General features: G+C 37.1%; 21 protein-coding genes. 13 read left to right on the plus strand and 8 right to left on the minus strand.

The window, feature by feature from the left end; all coding sequences use genetic code 11:
* Positions 1-3: 3 nt before the first annotated feature.
* On the plus strand, positions 4-1251 hold the full coding sequence (locus tag BK585_RS05295; RefSeq protein WP_078552389.1) for an FAD-binding protein: 1248 nt from the start codon (positions 4-6) through the stop codon (positions 1249-1251).
* A 181-nt stretch (positions 1252-1432) separates the two neighbouring features.
* Here the strand turns inward: BK585_RS05295 and BK585_RS05300 are convergent, their stop codons facing one another.
* Entirely contained in the window at positions 1433-1996 is a 564-nt protein-coding gene (locus BK585_RS05300; protein ID WP_078552390.1) for a glutathione peroxidase, read from the minus strand.
* A gap of 204 nt (positions 1997-2200) precedes the next feature.
* On the opposite strand from BK585_RS05300, the gene BK585_RS05305 reads away from it, so the two are divergent.
* Together BK585_RS05305 and BK585_RS05310 are read left to right on the plus strand one after the other, a co-directional pair.
* The gene (locus BK585_RS05305) at positions 2201-3208 is read left to right on the plus strand and encodes a DUF3231 family protein (protein ID WP_170885483.1); all 1008 of its coding nucleotides are present in this window, start codon (positions 2201-2203) and stop codon (positions 3206-3208) included.
* Between the two features lie 272 nt (positions 3209-3480).
* The gene (locus tag BK585_RS05310; protein WP_078552394.1) at positions 3481-4902 is read left to right on the plus strand and encodes a hypothetical protein; all 1422 of its coding nucleotides are present in this window, start codon (positions 3481-3483) and stop codon (positions 4900-4902) included.
* 87 nt (positions 4903-4989) lie between these two features.
* Here the strand turns inward: BK585_RS05310 and BK585_RS05315 are convergent, their stop codons facing one another.
* Positions 4990-5550 carry a LysM peptidoglycan-binding domain-containing protein gene (locus BK585_RS05315; RefSeq protein ID WP_078552395.1) on the minus strand — a complete coding sequence of 187 codons (561 nt, stop codon included), beginning with the start codon at positions 5548-5550 and terminating at the stop codon, positions 4990-4992.
* 183 nt (positions 5551-5733) lie between these two features.
* Entirely contained in the window at positions 5734-6276 is a 543-nt protein-coding gene (locus BK585_RS05320; protein WP_078552397.1) for a hypothetical protein, read from the minus strand.
* 326 nt (positions 6277-6602) lie between these two features.
* Between BK585_RS05320 and BK585_RS05325 the strand changes: the two genes are divergently transcribed.
* From BK585_RS05325 to BK585_RS05335, 3 genes are all read left to right on the plus strand, one after another.
* Positions 6603-7673: a branched-chain amino acid aminotransferase gene (locus tag BK585_RS05325; RefSeq protein ID WP_078552399.1), complete on the plus strand. Its 1071-nt coding sequence runs from the start codon at positions 6603-6605 to the stop codon at positions 7671-7673.
* A gap of 118 nt (positions 7674-7791) precedes the next feature.
* Entirely contained in the window at positions 7792-9081 is a 1290-nt protein-coding gene (locus BK585_RS05330; protein ID WP_078552401.1) for a chloride channel protein, read from the plus strand.
* Between the two features lie 710 nt (positions 9082-9791).
* Positions 9792-9998 carry a hypothetical protein gene (locus tag BK585_RS05335; RefSeq protein ID WP_078552402.1) on the plus strand — a complete coding sequence of 69 codons (207 nt, stop codon included), beginning with the start codon at positions 9792-9794 and terminating at the stop codon, positions 9996-9998.
* Between the two features lie 409 nt (positions 9999-10407).
* Here the strand turns inward: BK585_RS05335 and BK585_RS05340 are convergent, their stop codons facing one another.
* Positions 10408-10953 carry a hypothetical protein gene (locus tag BK585_RS05340; RefSeq protein WP_078552404.1) on the minus strand — a complete coding sequence of 182 codons (546 nt, stop codon included), beginning with the start codon at positions 10951-10953 and terminating at the stop codon, positions 10408-10410.
* A 148-nt stretch (positions 10954-11101) separates the two neighbouring features.
* On the opposite strand from BK585_RS05340, the gene BK585_RS05345 reads away from it, so the two are divergent.
* The 4 genes from BK585_RS05345 to BK585_RS05360 all read left to right on the plus strand — a co-directional run bounded on the left by BK585_RS05345 (position 11102) and on the right by BK585_RS05360 (position 14517).
* A complete protein-coding gene (locus tag BK585_RS05345) occupies positions 11102-11848 on the plus strand; it encodes a GDSL-type esterase/lipase family protein (RefSeq protein ID WP_078552406.1) in 747 nt (248 codons plus the stop codon).
* Between the two features lie 316 nt (positions 11849-12164).
* Entirely contained in the window at positions 12165-12626 is a 462-nt protein-coding gene (locus BK585_RS05350; RefSeq protein ID WP_245805786.1) for a type IV pilus modification PilV family protein, read from the plus strand.
* A 1-nt stretch (position 12627) separates the two neighbouring features.
* Complete coding sequence (locus BK585_RS05355) at positions 12628-13071, plus strand: prepilin-type N-terminal cleavage/methylation domain-containing protein (protein ID WP_078552410.1); 444 nt, start codon at positions 12628-12630, stop codon at positions 13069-13071.
* A gap of 9 nt (positions 13072-13080) precedes the next feature.
* Entirely contained in the window at positions 13081-14517 is a 1437-nt protein-coding gene (locus BK585_RS05360; protein ID WP_170885484.1) for a PilX N-terminal domain-containing pilus assembly protein, read from the plus strand.
* A 45-nt stretch (positions 14518-14562) separates the two neighbouring features.
* On the opposite strand, the gene BK585_RS05365 is transcribed toward BK585_RS05360, so the two are convergent.
* From BK585_RS05365 to BK585_RS05375, 3 genes are read right to left on the minus strand one after another with little or no spacing between them, the layout of a single operon-like run.
* A complete protein-coding gene (locus BK585_RS05365) occupies positions 14563-15945 on the minus strand; it encodes a hypothetical protein (protein WP_078552414.1) in 1383 nt (460 codons plus the stop codon).
* Between the two features lie 15 nt (positions 15946-15960).
* A complete protein-coding gene (locus BK585_RS05370; protein ID WP_078552416.1) occupies positions 15961-16428 on the minus strand; it encodes a PilW family protein in 468 nt (155 codons plus the stop codon).
* A gap of 29 nt (positions 16429-16457) precedes the next feature.
* Positions 16458-17021, minus strand: a complete 564-nt coding sequence (locus BK585_RS05375) for a type IV pilus modification PilV family protein (protein ID WP_078552417.1) — start codon at positions 17019-17021, stop codon at positions 16458-16460.
* A 181-nt stretch (positions 17022-17202) separates the two neighbouring features.
* On the opposite strand from BK585_RS05375, the gene BK585_RS05380 reads away from it, so the two are divergent.
* Genes BK585_RS05380 through BK585_RS05385 form a run of 3 tightly spaced genes read left to right on the plus strand, consistent with a single transcriptional unit; the run spans position 17203 to position 18625 of the window.
* Positions 17203-17823: a carbon-nitrogen hydrolase family protein gene (locus BK585_RS05380; RefSeq protein ID WP_078552419.1), complete on the plus strand. Its 621-nt coding sequence runs from the start codon at positions 17203-17205 to the stop codon at positions 17821-17823.
* Between the two features lie 17 nt (positions 17824-17840).
* Positions 17841-17966, plus strand: coding sequence for a hypothetical protein (locus tag BK585_RS24585; protein WP_281248875.1), 126 nt, complete (start codon positions 17841-17843; stop codon positions 17964-17966).
* A gap of 29 nt (positions 17967-17995) precedes the next feature.
* Positions 17996-18625: a ThuA domain-containing protein gene (locus tag BK585_RS05385; protein ID WP_078552421.1), complete on the plus strand. Its 630-nt coding sequence runs from the start codon at positions 17996-17998 to the stop codon at positions 18623-18625.
* 220 nt (positions 18626-18845) lie between these two features.
* On the opposite strand, the gene BK585_RS05390 is transcribed toward BK585_RS05385, so the two are convergent.
* Complete coding sequence (locus tag BK585_RS05390; protein ID WP_078552423.1) at positions 18846-19550, minus strand: SDR family oxidoreductase; 705 nt, start codon at positions 19548-19550, stop codon at positions 18846-18848.
* Positions 19551-19674: the final 124 nt, after the last annotated feature.

Raw genomic sequence — 19674 nt, forward strand, 5'->3', positions numbered from 1 at the left:
AGGATGACAGAACGGAACTGGGCAGGAAACTATAAATATAATGCGGTCAGGTTACACATGCCTGAAAAGACAGATCAAATTCAGCAGATTGTGACAAAGAGCAAGACGGTAAAAGTCTTGGGTACTCGTCATTCGTTTAATGGCATTGCAGATACAACAGATGACTTGATTTCACTTGGAAAACTGAATCAAGTGTTGCAGTTACATCGTGAACGTCAAACCGTTACGGTTGAAGGCGGAATAACTTATAGCGAGCTTGGAAAGTATCTTCATCGAAACGGATTTGCGCTGCGAAACATGGCGTCGTTGCCACACATCTCTGTAGCGGGAGCGTGTGCAACGGCAACTCATGGCTCAGGTGACCAAAATAAGGTACTTTCTAGTTCGGTTCGTGGAATGGAGCTTATAACTGCTGAGGGGGATGTCGTTCAATTTTCGGATGAAGATATGAATAGTGTAGCAGTTGGGCTTGGTGGTCTTGGGGTAGTTACGAAGGTAACGTTGGATGTCATTCCTACGTTTCAAATGAGACAAGATGTGTATGAAAATCTTCCGCTTGCCACTCTTCATGATCATCTCAATGCTATTTTTTCGAGTGCCTATAGTGTTAGCTTATTTACAGACTGGAAAGAAGAAATCTTTAATCAAGTGTGGATTAAGCATCAACTGACTGATCAAAAAATGTATCATCCTAAAAAAGAATTTTTTGGTGCTAGTCCAGCCTTAGCGAATGTTCATCCTGTTCCAGGACATGCCACGGAAAACTGTACGGAACAAATGGGAGTTAATGGCCATTGGCATGAGCGCTTGCCACACTTTCGCATGGAGTTCACCCCAAGTAGTGGCAAAGAGTTACAAAGTGAATATATCATTCCGCGGAGCCACGCCTATGAAGCACTTTGTTCCTTGGCCCAACTAAAAGAGATAATGGCTCCATTGCTTTATATTTGTGAAGTTCGGAGCATTGCAGAAGACCAATTATGGATGAGCCCGTGCTATAACCAGGAATCAATTGCAATCCATTTTACATGGAAGGATGATTGGAAATCAGTTCAAAAGTTGTTACCAACCATCGAACAACAATTGCAACCGTATCAAGCGCGTCCACATTGGGGGAAGTTATTTACGATGACTCCTCAATATGTTCAATCAGCTTATCCAAGACTACCACAGTTTCAGCAATTGCTTCACCAATACGACCCAACAGGAAAGTTTCGTAATGCATTCTTAAATACCTATTTATTTAGCTAATTAGTATAAACAAAAGGGGCTGGGGCAGAACTAGCTAAAACATCTGCACTGGCTTCACTCGCCACAAATCCCGTTGTGAGAAACCCACTCACAACGGGATTTTAAAAGATAGTGGCGGTTTCGCACATTGCTTTAAGGGTGAGACAAAAGGTAATAAAACCTTTAGTCTCACCCTCTTTTTTTACACTGGAATGGCTTCTAATAGTTTTTCAATATCAAGTTCTAAGTCAATAATATCTGTTGTACATTCAAATCGTTTATTCACATTGCCATTTGAATCAATTAAAAACTTTGTAAAGTTCCACTTAATTGAAAAGTCATCCACCAAATACTCTGGGTGTTTATCATTGATTAAGGGCAAAAGAATTTTTGATACCGGATGAAATTGATTAAATCCTTCAAACGGTTTTGAATGTGATAGATAGTCGAATAACGGATGAATGTTCTCGTCCCGCACATTAATTTTTTTAAATAAAGGGAAGGTTACTCCGTAGTTTAACATACATTTCGACTGAATTCTTTCATCTGAATCAGGTTCTTGGTTGTCAAATTGGTTACAAGGAAAACCTAAAATGACAAAGCCTTTGTCTTTGTATCGATCATTTAATTTTTGTAAATCTTGGTACTGATATGTAAATCCACATTGTCCGGCTGTGTTAACAATTAATAAAACTTTCCCCTTGTATTCTTCTAAAGAAACCTCTCTTCCGTTCATCGCAACTGCTGAATAGTTATAAACACTCATATGCATCCTCCAAAATAATTAGTTTTATAGTTATGAAGTATTAGTTCTTTAATCTCATTTGGTATTTACCCATAGTGAGACGGTGTTAAACCACTTAATAAAAAATACTTTGATTGTATGGACAAGTTGATAAAGGTAATTAATAATATTAATTTCATATGGGCACAATTATCGATAAGTACATATGAGGAGGATATTTCTTTTATGAGTATTAGTCACCATGAACGTTTAACAGCACCTGAAGTCGGAAATCTATGGACTCAGTATATGAATGATTCAATGAGTATTTGTGTCCTGACACACTTTATCGAGACGTGCCAGGACCCGGAAATTCTTAAGATACTTGAAAAAGCGAGAGACCTTTCAAAGGTGCATGTAGAAAGTATTAAAGAGTTTACAGCAAAAGAAGGATTTCCTACATTTTATGGTTTTTCAGAATCAGATGTTTATCAGGATGTACCCGCATTATTCACCGATAAGTTCATGCTTGTTTATATGTATACAATGGCGCTTCATGGAATGAATGGATATGCTTTGGCCATAGGTAATACAGTAAGAGTAGACCAAAGGACTTATTTTCAAAAATGTCAAACGGAAACTATGGATTTATTTGATACCATTGTAAATGTGATGCTTGCTAAAGGCGTGTTTAATCGAGCACCTATCATAAATCCTCCAGCAAATATTGATTTTGTAAAAGATGAAAGCTATATCGGAGGGTTTTTTGGTACGAAAAGACCTGTCAATGCGGTCGAAATCACTGGTATATACTATAATATGGTGAAGACCGTAGTCAAAGTCGTTTTGGAACTTGGCTTTAGTCAAGTGACACAGACTAAAGAATTGCGTCAATACTTTGAACGTGGAGCATCTTTATGTAAAAAGCATATGGGGGTATTTGAAGAGCTTTTATCAGAAAACCACCTTCATTCTGCGCAATCGTTAGAAGCGGAAATAACCACTTCAACAACTTCTCCATTTTCAGACAAGTTAATGCTTTTCCATATTGTATCGCTTGTTGGAATTGCTGTCGGATATTACGGAACGGCACTGGCAACCTGTCAGCGAAGAGATATCATTGTACAATATACGAAGCTTATGGCAGAGGTAGGTTTATATGCAGAGGATGGTTTGAATATTATGATAGAAAAAGGATGGTTGGAGCAAACTCCAACGGCCGCTGACCGAGAATCGTTAGCGAAACAGAAGTAAGTCTATCTCCTATAAGGATTCCTAAACGTCTACTGTAACGGTAGGCGTTATTAGTATGAGTATAAGTATAAGATAAGGAAAAGTGTTCACATTGGTTTGCATGGTTCTACTCATATCCAGACTTTTTTTGTGATAGATTTTAATCCTTTTTCCTAATTAGTAGTTTGTAACTATAGCCAACGGGTAGGTTCATACATATTTTATTTTAACAATAAATAAAGCCTAGTCGTTCTAACTACAGTAGCCTATTTCATTGGAAGGGGTTCTGATGTATGGTAGAATTAACAGCTGCGCATTGGATGTATTTAGTTGGAACCATTATTATTATTTTGACGATGCTTTGCAGACAAAATGTTGTGGTCCCTGCATTAGTGATTACGTTTTTAGTCGGTTGGATATATACGGGTTCGTTGTTTAGTGGGTTGCAAACTATTTTTCAAGCAAGCTTGGTCGCTGCGGGTGAGCTATTCAATATTTTTCTTATTATAGCAATTATGACAGCGCTTCTTCATTCCTTAAAGACACTAGGTGCTGACCAACAAATGATTACTCCGTTTCAGCGAGTTATGGTCAATGGACATATTTCCTTTTGGGTCATTGTGTTTATCACGTATTCAATCTCATTATTTTTCTGGCCAACTCCAGCAGTTCCTCTCGTTGGAGCGCTTCTTATCCCAGTAGCCATTCGAGCTGGATTACCCCCCATTGGTGCGGCACTCGCCATTTCTTTAGCAGGTCAAGGGATGGCTTTGTCTTCAGATTATGTCATTCAAATCGCACCAATGCTCAGTGCTACGGCGGCAGGAGTTCCAGTAGGTGAAGTTGCTGATAAAGCATTTATCCTCTCCATAATCACTGGCTTAGTTGCCATTCCACTTGCCTATCTTTTTATTCGTAAAACAATTCAAACGCCCTCTGAGGCTCATTTACACAAGTGGGAAAAACTCGATTCAAGTGTTGAGCAAGAGGTAGCTGACGTCGTTAACCAACAGAAAAGTAAATATAGCACCTGGTTTGCGATTCTTGTGCCTCTCTCCTTTCTTTTGATTATTGTTTACATGGTATTAGCTAAGTTTTCCGAAGCTATACCACCAATGGAGGGTGGAGCAGGAGCTGCGCTTATCGGCGGTACTGCAATTCTATTGTTAATTGCGTCGAATGTGATAAAAAGTATAAAAGAATCGTTCTCTAGTGTAAGTAATCATATTGTGAAGGGGTTTCTGTTCGCATTTAAGGCGATGGGTCCTGTCATCCCTATTGCTGGATTTTTCTTTCTCGGAAGCCAAGAGTTGTCTTCTACCATCTTTGGCGTAGAGAATCCACCCTCATTTTTGTTTGACCTTGTTCAAGCCGGACAACACCAAATTCCTGAAAGTAGTTTCATAGCTGGGTTTAGTTTACTCATACTAGGGATGATTACTGGTCTTGATGGATCTGGGTTTTCAGGTCTACCGTTAATTGGAGCGTTGTCTGGAGCGTTAGGTGATAGTGTAGGTGTGGATGTGTCAACGCTTGCGGCAATTGGACAAATGGGTTCAATTTGGGTAGGTGGAGGAACACTCATTGCATGGTCTTCGTTAGTAGCTGTCGCTGGGTTTGCAAAAGTTCCTGTCATGGAATTGGTGCGAAAAAGCTTCCTTCCGGTTATCCTTGGTCTCATAGTATCAACGATGATAGCATTGATATTTTTGTAAGTGATATGGTAGCAACTACCGCAATGAACAGATACAAAAGTAAAAGAGCACTGAAGTAAAGGTAACTTCAGTGCTCTACCGATTTGTTTATTTTAACGGAATGGCAATTTGAGTACCAACTGTCAATTCATAAGGGTCTACATTAGGATTAGCTGCTGCAATGTCATCGGCAGACACATAATCATAGACACTTGCAATGTTAGTAAACGTATTTCCTGGTTGAACTGTATGATAGACGACGTTACTGTCTGTAGTAGTTTCTTGTGTTTGCTCCACTACATTCACATGCGAACCAATTTGTAGGGAGTAAGGGTCGATGCCTTCATTCAGATGTAACAAATCATTTACGGTTACACCGTCATATACTTGTGCAATTCCATACAAGGTGTTTCCTGGGTAAATCCGGTGTGTCACCACATTTTCATCTTGCCCATTTCCATTAAGATGCACTTCGGAACCGACTGGCAACGCGTGTGGGTCTAAGTTGCTATTACTTTCGACTAACTCATCAACGGTAACATCATGGTTTTGGGCAATACCCCAAAATGTGTCACCTGGATTGACAGTTACTGTGGATGCACTAGCTGCCAAACTAGTTGTCCCTAAAATCATGCCAAGTGCTAGAGTTGAAATTAAAAACTTTCTCATTTCTTATCTCCTCCTTTAAGTAACGTCTACTATATGTCTACCTCATAAAATTAAGAATAAACATAGATTTTCAAATAATTTAAGTAGATTTAAACAGAAATAGCTCGTAAATCCCATTCTAAACAGTGTTAGGAGCATTGACATTTTTCGATATTTTTTTATGAATGCAAAAAACCGTAGCTCTTATTTGGCTACGGTTTTATATTTTAGTTGCCAGATAAAATAGTAAAAGATGATACAAGTGTCAAAGAGAAACACAATAATCCAAAGGTAACTTAAAATATTTAAAGGAGAATTATGATAAATCATCGGTAACATATAGAAAAATGTTTCTTTAAAAATAAAAACCTTTTCAGTGGATGCAATAAAATAATAATGGTCTACCATAAGCCAGACTAGGTGAGTTACTAGCAAGGCACACCCGTGAAACAGGAATAGTTTTTTTCGATAATGCACATAAGATAGGAAATCGGCATTCAGTGTGTCCCGTTTTCCATTATATTTTTGTTGTAAGAAAGCATCGAGCCGTTCAAAGTCAGAACGACCTATTGTGCATCCGTAAAGGATAAATAGAATAATGATGACCTGAAATAAGGATATAGTTCCGGTGAGAAGGTAGTTATTGATGACTAACAGGGCTTGAAATACATTACATCCCACAACAATTCCTAAAAAGAAAGTACTAAGTCGAACGAGTCCAAATTTATACCGGAATACAATACCCATAATTCCCGCGACCCAGGTAAGACCCTCTGACAAGATAAATAATAGCCATTCCTGTTCGTAAATGAAAATAATATAGAGTCACCTCCTAGGAAATGTATGTCCCATTTTTGACTATATTTTAATTCATTTATGATTATGACTGAATGATGTTTTTTTATATTTCTTTAACAAAAAAACTGTAAGAAAGTTAATAAAATATTGGTAACCTACAAACCGCTTTTTCATGGTAAACTAGTAGAAAACTAACGTAGGTGTATTCTTTTTTCTTTTTTTACTAGAGATAGAGATAAAGATGTATGCCAGTAGGATTACAGGGGGATAAAACCATGTCAGATTCAACGATTAAAGTAATACTAAGTGAGACTAAAAAAAGAATACCTAAGCCAGAAGAACTTGAATTTGGCAGAGTGTTTACGGACCATATGTTTGTTATGGACTTTGAAGACGGAAAGGGCTGGCATCGTCCAAGGATTATTCCTTATCAACCGATTACTTTAGACCCATCAGCGAAAATATTGCATTATGGTCAATCTGTATTTGAAGGGTTAAAAGCGTATTCCTCAAAAGAAGATGATATCCTTTTGTTTAGACCTGAAAAGAATATGGAACGATTAAACCGTTCCAATGACCGATTATGCATTCCGTCCATTGACGAGGATTTTGCGTTAAAAGCATTAAAGCAATTACTAGAAATCGATAAAGAGTGGATTCCGAAGGCAGAGGGAACGTCTTTGTATATCCGTCCGTTCATCTTTTCAACAGAACCATACTTAGGTGTAGCGCCATCAACAAGCTATACTTTTATGATAACTCTTTCTCCTGTGGGAGCGTATTATAAAGAAGGCATTAACCCTGTAAAAATTGCGGTTGAGACTGAATTCGTGAGAGCAGTCCATGGTGGTACAGGATATGCAAAAACAGGTGGTAACTATGCAGGAAGTCTAAAGGCACAAGTGAATTCTGAGAAAAAAGGATATTCCCAAGTGCTTTGGTTGGATGGAAATGAGAAAAAGTACATTGAAGAAGTTGGAAGTATGAATGTATTCTTTAAAATAAATGGTGAGATCGTGACACCGGCTTTAAATGGTAGTATTCTTGACGGAATTACAAGAGATTCAATCATTCAATTACTAAAGCATTGGGGTATTAAAGTCACTGAACGAAAAATCTCATTTACTGAAATTTATGAAGCGTACCACGCTGGACAGCTTGAAGAAGCTTTTGGGACTGGGACAGCTGCCGTAATCTCTCCAATTGGCGAGTTCGGTTGGAAAGAGGAGAAGCTTATATTAAATAACGGCGAAACTGGAGAAGTATCGAAAAGGTTATATGACACACTTACTGGGATTCAAAAGGGTGAACTCGAAGATCCTTTTGGTTGGAGAGTTACAGTGTAAGGATGAATGGTGTTCCAAAGGAAACTTTGGGGCACTTTTTTTTATTTTCTAGATTTAAATAAAGGTGAGAGTGTTTGGGGAATCTAACGTCGACTATGATATGAGGTCGGTGGAGTTTATGAAACATGGGATTGAACGTTATTTTTCTGCATTTGTTACGCTCTTTTCTTGGATAATTTTTTCGGGAATCATTGGTGTTATAGTAGGTTCTTTGACCTCGTTACTATTAACGACTAATGACATTTTAGGTGATACACGTAAAGAGCATGGTTGGCTTTTATTTCTCCTCCCATTGGGAGGTGTACTGATTGGATATATGTACATGTTTTTTGGTAAGGATTCTGCGAAAGGAAACAACCTTGTGTTCGAAGGGGTACAGGGGATTTCACAGGTTCATCGAAGAATGGGTCCCATAGTCTATATAGGAACTTTTATAACGGTATTATTTGGTGGATCAACAGGTCGTGAAGGGGCTGCCGTCCAAATGGGTGGGAGTATAGCGGAATCAGTGAACCGTTTTTTTAAAATACATCTAATAGATAAGAAAATTTTGCTAATGGCAGGGATTAGCGCTGGGTTTGGCTCAGCTTTTGGCACACCGATAACTGGAGGAATTTTTGGAATGGAAGTGACTTCAGTTGGAAAGATGAAATACGAGGCCATTGTTCCTTGTTTGGTAGCTAGTTTTACCGGTCATTATATTACGACTGCGGCATGGAATGTAGGGCATGAGAATCTTGTGATTCACAGTGTACCACCGATGACGGTTTCGGTTGTATTAAAGGTAATTATCGTGTCCATTTTATTTGGAATGATTAGCTTAGTCTATTGTCAACTAAGGCATGAAGTTCAACGAATATCGGAGAAGTTTTTGAAAAAAAATCATATGCTTAGAGGGTTTATTGGCGGCTTAGTCATCATTGTATTAGTGTATGTCGTTGGTTCTAGAGAGTATCTTGGAAGAGGGATTGATGTTCTCGAAGCTGCGGTAGCAGGTGAAGCAGTACCGACATATTCTTTTTTGGCAAAACTAGTGTTTACTGTGATTACCATGGGAATGGGTTTTGTAGGTGGTGAAGCGATTCCTCTCTTTTTTATGGGGGCAACGTTTGGTAACACGATTTCGACCGTCGTTGATTTGCCAACATCATTTTTAGCTGCACTTGGGATGATAGCTGTATTTGCAGGTGGCGCTAATACACCTATTGCATGCCTTTTCTTAGCGATTGAAATGTTTGATGGCAAGGGCATTGAATTCTTTTTTATCGCATGTCTTATTAGTTATCTTGTATCAAGTCACCATGGGTTGTGGCCTTCTCAAAAGATATATGACCCAAAAAGTAGACTATACAATGTGGGACAAGGAGATACGATAGCAACCTTAGAAAAAAAGAAAAAACAGGAATAGTTTACACAGGAAACCTTCTATTATATCAGCCAAAAGTATTAGGGAAAAATCAATATAGGATATGTAACAAGGAAGCGACATCGTCGTTTCCTTTTTATAGGTGAAGGTTGGGAATTATTGGGCGAAATCCACTGAGAAAGTAGGTTTTTATCTATTTCAATGCGCTCTTTGAAATGTCGATTTTTTTACGTTGGAAGAGTTTCGTTTCAATTTCCAAAAGTCTTTATAAGGAATTTTCTCCCATAATAAAACAGGAAACATTACCCTTTTATATGGAGTGCTATTGATTTATAGTAGGAAAAAATGAGTTAAATCTTACTTTCAAAAAACGAGGTAGGAGAAAATTTCACATGAGTGAACAATGACAGGAAAATAGTTGTAGTTGTTTTTTGTTAAAAATATAGAACAGGCTTTTAGTGCAGTGTTCACTGTTTAGTAATTGGTTGAATACCTGCTATGAACTGTAATGACCTATGTTTTCGTTCAATTTACTAGGTCGTCCTAACTACATGTAAGCTGTAGTTGCATCCAGAAAGCATTTGTCTATAATCACTTAGGCGGTTTTCAAGAAAAAAATACTATAGTTTGAAGTTTCTTGTCGAAAGGTTTATATCGTTTTTACAAAATCTGTCAAGAAATCTCATTTACTTTTTTTGTTAGCCTGATTAAACTTAGATTATAGTAAAAATAAGAAACGAGGTATAAGTCTTATGTCGTTATTAGCCAAAGATTCAATCGTTCCAAATGTTCATGTTTCCATGCCGAAAGACCTGCTAGTTGTCATTCGTTTAGCGTTAATTAATGAAATCGATACAATCGAACGGAATGCTACAGAGGCTGCAGAACCAGTAGATGTAACAGAGTACTACGATGCATTACAAGAAGCGTATGAGTACTTACGGACAAATGTTCGTTAATAATAGAGATAGAGGGGGAGATAGACCTTCTTTGTGTATGTATCCATCTCCTTTAAGTAGATAGTTATTTCAGACTTATGGATGGTAACTCCATTACTTTATAAGAATCATCAATTACTTTCACATGAAACGCAATTGGGTCCTCATCTCCAAAAGGAGAATACGGCTCGCCATCCTCAGTTGTTAATTCTACTATAAATTGGTACCATTCGTTTTCTACACTGTAATTTATTTCAACGATATCGGATATATAAGTAATTTCACCATCTAGTACTTCGATAAAAGCCTTAAGTATGTTAACTTCATTTTTTGCATCAACTTCAGCATGTTCTTTTGTTTTCTCATGAATCCATTCATACTCACCACCATAAAATTGATGAGCTAACTCATAATTTCCAGTTTGGAAGCCTTAAAAAAATAATTCTAGTGCAACGTTTGGACTTCCGCTCGTTTGTTCATTAGGAAGAAGGAATGTGCTCATCGCAATATGAGCTTCTTCAACCATACTGTGATATTCAACTTGTTCTACTGTATCTTCATATGGATTTTCTAACGGTAAAACAAAATAATAGACAAGCCCATCCGTTGTGGTGAGATAATGATGCAAGTCATCCTGTTGGTATTCTTTTTCATCTATTGTATATACACTGAAAATCTCAGCTTTTATGTCCGTCTTTGATTGATAATAGAAGGAAGCTTTTTCTTTTGTTTCATCAACACCATACTTTCCCAACCAATGTCCCGGCAAGTCAATCGTATAAGCATGATATGAATTTTCATATAAAAGACTTTCGAGTTCCTTGATCGATTTTTCTTGGTCATTCTCACCTGGTGTAGATTCAATAACGTTTGCTGCAACTTCTGTTTGTGGAGATGAAACGGTCACTTGTTCCTCGATACCGCAAGCGGTTAATGCGAGAGTTGTGAATAGCAGTAATCCGAGTATTTTTCTCATTTTGTATAACTCCTTTTTCTTTGAATTTAGTTTCGCAACAATAGACGGCCCTTCGTTCAAAAGGTTACTGGAGGATACAAAATTTTATTAGCTTATAACTTTAATACTATAAATAGTTGTAAGAATTGATTAAATAGGAGGATATATAATGAAAAGAATAGTTAAGTTAGTAATGTTGTTGCTCCTTATATCGTTATTATTTACTTCGGTGTCATTTGCTAAAAGTGACCAAGCAAAAAAATCATTGGTTGCACTAGGGGACTCGATTCCGTATGGGTATAACTTGGGGGACAGTAACCTTGAACCGTCCAAACTTGCTTATCCATACGTAATAGGTGAATCAATTAATTCGCGAGTTCGAAACATAAGCGTTCCTGGAGCAACGACAGAAGATTTACTAGCGTCGTTACAACATCAAAAGTACCGTCAAGCCATTAGACACGCAGATGTTGTTACACTTACTATTGGTAATAATGATTTGTTACGTGCTCTTGGATATGCAAATGCAGTAAGTGGAGGAGATCCACTTGTTTTTCAACAAGTGTTGCAACAAGAAATTGCAGCTAGCAACGTCTTTGGAAATCTTCAGCAAATCATTAAAGAAATTACAAATCTCACAGATGCAACAATAGTGGTCTATAATGTTTACAATCCTTTTCAAGTAACCGACCCACTTCATTATGTTGGACTTTCTGTTTTGCCAAACATTAATAACCAAATCGCTCAAATTGTATCAGGTACGAATCAAATGTATAAAAATCAAATCGTTTTAGCAGATGCTTATAGTGCTTTTGGTCAAAATCAAGCGGAGTACGTTATCGTTGGGGATATTCATCCTACTGTAGCAGGTCAAAAGAAGCTAGCTGATATAGGAGTGGTTGCTTTAAGAAGATAGGATTAATAGCAAAAAAAGGTCTCGACAAATCGTCGGGACCTTTTTTTGTGTCCTTTGAACTATGAAAAAATGTCGAAAATCCGTCAGAAACATGAGATTTCTTACTAAAGTTGCTTGTTATCCCATTCCGCTATTGATAGAATAGTAGTATATTAGGTACATTTTTCCTGAATATCCTACAAAAAAACAACTTCTTATGTCCTTCATACAAGAAAGAAATATAACTTTACTCCTGAGTCTAACACCACAAAAAAGTCTGAATCCAATTAAAAGTACTAGTCTATCACTACTAATCATCATAGAGGGGAGTTTTTTTATGTCTAAAGAAACTACAAAAGAGATGAATCAGTTTCGATCTGAAAAAGGATTAACGCTTATAGAGGTGCTTGTTTCTATTGTTATCTTAACCCTTGTGTTGGTTTCGTTTATGACGATGTTTACACAGTCGGCAAAAACGAATCAAGTATCGGAAGAGATTATTTCAGCGACTTATGTAGCTCAAATGGAAATGGAGGAAATGTATAATAAAAGTACTACTGGTGGTTTACAGCAGACAATGACGGATCTCCAAACTACTTATCCTGATGGATTTGAAGCAAATCCTACAGAAGGGAAGTATAAGTACGAAAAAGAAAGTGATGGATATCTCATTCGAACACGGATTAAACGAGAACCAACTGATAACCGACTAGTAAGTGTTGTTGTAGAGGTCCGTTCAAGCACAGACACAAGTAAATTAGAAGCAAAGATGGAAACTAAGTTATTATGGGGGAACTAAAATGATGAGTCGATTAAAAGGTAATAACAAAGGACTTACTCTCATCGAAGTAGTCGCAACATTAGCAATTGTTTCCATGGTTTTACTGCTCATCAATGCCATCCATCTGTCTGGACAAAAACAAGTAGTAACCCAATCCAATCAGATTGAACACCAAGGAAACGTCAGACTAGCCCTTAATATGATAACAAAGGAAATTCGAAGTGCGGAAAAAGTAGAAGTAGCAGGCCATGTTATTACTCTAAAAGACAAAAATGGTGTAGAAGTGGCTAAGATTAAACATGCTGGAACAGAGATATTAAAAAATGGAGATGCAATGATTTCCTTTATTGATCAGCTTCTCGTTGAAAAGGTAGATAATAAAATAACATTAGATATTACAAGTGAGGCACTTGAGAATGGACAACAAGTCAGACAGTCAACCGTTATATACATAAGAAAGTAGGTGTAGATATTGCCTTGTAAAAATCATATTCAAAATGAAAAAGGTATTACGCTTTTATTGGTGTTAGTTGTGTTAGTTGTTATTTCTGTGATGGGACTTAGCTTAATGGGTCTCGCTGCATCTAACGTTCAGATGAGTTCGGGGGAACGCGATAATCAATCTACATATTATATCGCAGAAGCAGGAGCAACCCAAATCTTAAGTAATGTTAATAGGAATGTACTAACTTATTATAATACCGCAACAAATGCCACTGACTTTTTTACAAAGTTAGAGAACGAAGTATTACAAATTGGTAGTCATACCAATATTAATTCTTTTGAAGAAGTCTTTGGAGTTACACCAAAAGCAAACGTAAAAATTGAAAAAGTACCAGGACACGATACAGGAAATATAAGAAAATATAAACTTGTATCAGAAGGAGTAGTCGATAATCGAAAAAGAACGGTTGAATCTACTTTTACGCTGGAGTGGAAAAATAAAAGTGGGTCTTCGCTAGATCTACCTGATGATTTAGCAGTTTTTTCCGAAAATAAAATACACTTAAATGGTCTAATTGATGGTAACATTGCAACCAACTCTATAGATCCTGGAGCGATTAATCTTGAATGGGCTGGTTTTAATCCTCCAAATACTTTTAAGGGGACTGTTTACTTAATGCCAGGAGCTAGTGAAAATATTATAGAGAGAAAACAAGGTATGATAGGTCAAGAATATACATTCAAACCATATACAAAAACACCACCTAAATACGAGTTACCAAAATTTCCAGATTTTCCAATGAACCCAGGTACAGCAAATTTAATTGTAAGCAATTCCAATACAACGATCGGTCCAGAAGATATGACATACAACAGAATTACTGTAAATGGCGGGAGAACCCTTACAATTAATGTTGGTGCAAGTAACCAGACCACAAAAATAAGGGTTAGAGAATTATCTGTAACCAATAATGGAAATATTGTATTGCAAGGACAAGGGAAATTAGAACTATATGTAGACCATAGCATGACTGTAGCTGGTGCACGTATTAATAATACAACACCTCAAACTGATGAGAGAATTACAATATATTTTAGTGGACCGTCACTTACAGTTGGGAATAATGGACAAATTGGAGCGTCTCTTTTTGCAGATAAAACGAATATAACAATTGAAGGCTCAGGAGGTATTCAGGGACATATCATCACTGGTGGTTCTACTGTTACTGTTAGGGGAACATCAAATGCTGGCAGTTTACTATTTGCACCGAATGCAACAGTCACCGCCACAGGAAGTGGACATATACATGGAGCAGTAATTGGTAAAACGTTTATAGTAGAAGGTGGAGGAAAAGTTACACATACGCCCATTAAAAAAGATACTTTAAAGCCGTTTTTTCCAGATACTGCGTCGCAAATATCAGTTGACATGTTATTGACTAATGAACCAATTCGAGAAAAATGATAGAGCCAAAAGCTTGGATGAGGAATACTCCATCCAAGCCTTATTTTATTTATACGTATAATCAATGTTTGTTGCGTCAAAGAACCACTTTAGGAAGTTGTCTCCTATTGCAACCGCTTGAGTTCCAGGAACGGTACAAACGGTAGAGAAGTTTGCACTGTCTGGTGTGAACAATCTAGGATAGGAGCTTCTAGCGTGTTGTAATTCAGAAACAGTTCCATTAACACACACTTTTGCTGTAGAATGAATCGTAAGCTGTCTTTGATTAAATCTAGCATTTCCATTTATAAAATAGGAAGAGTTTGCGCCTATATTAATTGGCTCAAGGAAGGTAGCATTTCCTCGAATGACGACAGTTGAATCTGTAATATTGTTGTTCGTATTTCTAAAGGTAGCATTTCCCCCTACATAAATTTGAGAGTTACTCATTCCATTAATAGGTTCTGGGAAAACTGCATCACCGATGACAACAATTTTTGAACTTGATATTGCTGGATTATTATTAAAATTACGGAAATTAGCATCCTGACCTATATACAGTTCAGAACCTTCAATACGACCAATTGTCTGTTCTTGTTTAAATTCACCCGTCATATGCATTTTTGTATTTTGAATACTGGTAATATTTACTTTTGATGTTACAGTACCCGTTATATGATAGTTCTGACCAATAATATTTGCATTCGATGCATCGATTGTAATACTAGAGCTAAATTTACAATTCGTTGTTGACGTAGTTAAGCTAGTTCCTGTACATGTATTAGGTGGATTTGGAGGAATTAGAATTTGTGTTAAATCATAGTTATGTCCGGTTCCACCAGTAACATAATGTGGCAATGTAATCCTATCAATCTTGAACTCAATTGTAGCCTCTACGCTTTTTAATAATCCATCATCATGAATGCCTTCACTTTTTACACTAAGCTTCAGCATTTGCCCTCCTCCAGCAGAAGCAGGAATTGTTTCTTTAAAGATGTCACTATTTTTGTTTTCCATAATGAGTTGGAATTGCCTGTTATCCTTGGCATCAACAAATTTATTGTAAATCACTCTGTTCCCGTTTGGTGGAACGAGCTTTTCGGTAACTCCTGCGGCATGTAGTCTGGCTATCAGATGGTCAGCTACCATTTTTTCGTAATGTTCTTGTGATTTTAAGGTGTTTGCTTGTAAATCGTTTACCATTAGAGTTTGAATTGTTGGTTTGTAAGTTTGAATTTCTTTTTCGAGAAAGTCTTCAAGTCTCATTGAATAATGAACAAACCCCATTTCCGAAATATCTACCGTCTGAACATCGATTTCAGTGACTTGTGCATGTTTACTACTGTTTACACTTAAGGCAAACAACGATAAGCCTAACACAGTAAAAACAGTAATTATTAATAGGACGACGACTAAAGCTAGTCCGTTTTCATTCCTTATAGCTTTCAACTAAATACACCTCCATTACATTCTTGATAAAATGGTTTTTACCTCAAATTGCTGATTCGGACTTATAATAACCAACTTAATATGAACGATTTTAGTTGGATTAATAGGAGCTTTAGGGTGAAAGGTTGTTTCCGTAACAATAGCGGTTTCAGGTGTTGCTCCTGTTTGATAGCTTATTTTATATTCTAAGTTAGGATTTGAAATCGTATATTTCGTTCCACTGTGGTCAGTAATCGTCAGTGCTTTAGTAGTAGGATTAATATCTATTATGTACGTGTCTTGGGTTTGGTGCATCTTCGTTAGTAGATTTGTAATATAGTTTGCTTCTTGTTGAAGGGCAACCGTATCCTGTCCTTTCTTTACGTGATTCATTCCGCTAAAGAAGACACCATACAGAAGAGTCAATAAGAAGGACATAATCGCAAGAGTAGCCAATAATTCAACAAGAGTTATCCCGTCTTGTTGATTAAGCATCCGTTTCATAGGCCATAATCCTTTCTCTTCATAGATTATCAGTATTTATATTCGATGTACGTGTAAGTATCTGATAGATGTTTTGTGTTTCCATGTTTTGATTCCACTTGAATATATACTCGGTATAAGGAACGTTGTTTGTTAACCATCTTTAAATCTGGTTTGGCTTTTAAATAAAGTGACACCGTGTATTCAGGATGACTTAAAGGAAATAAAAAATAATCCTCTTGTACAATTGTATTGTCTTCTCGTTTTTCGCTTCTTTGGACAACTGTAATGTTATTATCTAGTTGCAATGCACTATAGGCAGTATTAGTTTTGGCTAAATGTGAAGCTGGTATTAAAGGAATCTGATTGTTTTCAACTCTGACTCTCACATTATCAATGAATTTTTTTAGAGACTCAGACTTCGCAGCATCTACTCGAATAATCGTTTCCATTTCACGAGCAATATTCACTGCTTGTATCGAATCTGTCGTATGTGCATTGGATTTAAATGAGTTTGTAAAGATTCCGGAGAATACTATAATTATAATGGAGAGTATGACGATTGCGGCTAATAGTTCAATTAACGTAAATCCTTTTTCATTTTTCTGAACCATGTAATCACCTACTAATCTTTTAATTTATAATAAAAAGGGTCTTATAGCCCTATTGTAACTATTATAATATAGTCTGTAAAAATATAATAGTTCTTTAGATGTAAAATATTATCATCTTTTAGAATATTTAGTAAAATTATTGGATATATAGTAAAATTTTATCGAAAGAGGAGGATATTTCTTGAGGGGAATTAAGTTAGCAATGGGACAAATGGAGGTAGAACCAGGGAATTCTGAGAAGAATTTAAGCAGAGCTGTAACGTTTATAAAAGAGGCAGCCAGAAAAAAATGTGATTTGATTGTCTTACCTGAGACTTTGGACTTGGGTTGGACATACCCAAATTCATATGAGAGTGCTCAAACTATTCCGGGTGAATATAGTAATCTGCTATGTAAAGTGGCGAAAGATCAAACCATTTATATAGCAGCAGGCCTAACGGAGAAGAATGGGGAGAGATTATATAACTCTGCTATACTTATTAACCAACACGGAGAGATTATCTACAAACATCGTAAAATAAATGAGTTGTCGATTGCGACTCATTTATATACAACGGGTGAGTCGCTTGGTATCGTTTCTACCTCTTTCGGTAAAGTAGGGTTAAATATTTGTGCAGATATTTCCCCTGCATCTGTCTATATAGGTCATGCGCAGGCACTAATGGGAGCAGACCTTATAATTTCACCGAGTGCTTGGGCTGTAGAGCAAAATTATGATAATCACAAAGAGCCTTATGGTGACATGTGGATAGAATCATATACCGAATTAGCGACAACTCATAAACTACTGTTATTGGAGTAAGCAATGTAGGTCCTGTTGTGGGAGGGGCATGGGATGGTTGGAGATGTATCGGTTGCTCGCTCGCGGTGTCTCAAGTAGGACAGATTCTTGTTCAAGGAAAGTATGATGAAGAACAATTGTTAGTGGTAGATGTTATACTATAATTATTAAATAAGGAAAGGGGAGAATACATATGAGTCAAAAAGTATTAGTGATTGGTGATTATGAAGAAGCACCTTGGCATCCATTATCAGCAATTGAGGAGCAGTTAAAACAATTGCTTCCAGAACACGATGAAGTTGATGTTACGATTGACCGAAGTTTGCTCCGTGAAGAAACTCTTTCGAACTACGATTTGTTAATTTCTTATGTCGATGCGTGGGAGAAGAAACTAGCCCCTGAAGAAATCGGAGGATTACTTCGTTTTGTGGCAGCCGGTGGTAGATTCCTTTGCATTCATAATGGTGTTTCGTTGCAAACCACTTATGAATATGCACAGTTGGTAGGCGCCAAATTCACAGGACATCCGCCATATCAAACGCTACAATACAACATTACACAAGAGCATGATATTACGGCAGGACTCGAGTCGTTTAAAATGGATGAGGAATTGTACTGTTTTGAATTTGACCCTTTTACAGAAAAGACAGTAGTGCTTGAATGTACAAACGGAGAACAAACGATGCCTGCGGCTTGGTATCATTCTTATGGTCAAGGACAAGTAGTTTATTTAGCAATTGGTCATGACAGTCAATCTTTTGCGAATAATTCGTTTCAGCAATTAGTTAAAAATAGTATCGCGTGGCTCGCTTCATCTAAGTAAGTACACAAAAGAAAGCAAAGGTCTAATGACCTTTGCTTTCTTGTTGTGTGCAATGCCGAGAAGGTCGCGGAATCGCATAACAATGTAGAATTGTATGTTACTCAAGAAGGGCACTGGCTTCGCTCGCTACGCGTCCAACAAAAGAACTACACTTTTGTTGGACTTTAAATGAAGGTAGCGGCTTTGTACAGTGCTTTAATAAAAATCCACTTAGCGTTTTTTAATAAGGAAATACTTCTCCATGGTTATCGAAGTAAATTGGTGCTTCTAGGTCGCCTTGGTATTTTTTCCCGAGAGCTGCGACTTGTTCGGCAGATGTCGTTGAGCTATCTGTGGCATTTGGTCCGCCCATATCCGTTCGCATCCAACCTGGATGAATGGCTAGTACTTTGATTCCTTTTGGTTTGACTAAGTTTTGAAGAACGACACTTTGCATGTTCAGAGCCGCTTTTGACATCGTATATCCAAACTCTCCGTCTCTCCAACACTTCCCAATGCTTCCCGCTTCAGAAGAGATGTTGATATGAAGCTTCAGGTTACCCGCTTCCACAAATGGTAAAAAGTATTTCGTTACTCGTAGTGAGCCGACAGTATTGATATTATATGTTTCTAGGACCGCATCAAAATCAACTTGCTCTAAACGTTTTCGCTCTTCTTCTAAATGAACAGCTGCATTGTTAATCAAAATATCTAAATGGTCCGTTTGATTTCTCAGAAGATTTGCAGCATTTTCAACAGATTCTGTTGACGAAACATCCATTGGGATGTCAATCAGTTTTTCAGGGAATTCTTGTTTTAACCTCTCAATGTGGTCGTTACTAGAACGTACTCCAGCAAACACGGTGAACCCATCTTTTAAATAAACTTTTACAAGTTCAAGACCAAGACCTCGGTTGGCTCCCGTAATTAAGACTGTTTGATTCATGTCAAATCCACTCCTAACATCTGATTTGGTATCGTGTTACGTAAGTAAGTAGATATCAATTATAGCATATTCCCCCAGATACTATGAGACTAGTGAGTTACAAAAACAAAATAAAATTGGTGTT

This window comes from Bacillus alkalicellulosilyticus (genome assembly GCF_002019795.1).
GTDB classification, from domain to species: Bacteria; Bacillota; Bacilli; order Bacillales; family Bacillaceae_F; genus Bacillus_AO; species Bacillus_AO alkalicellulosilyticum.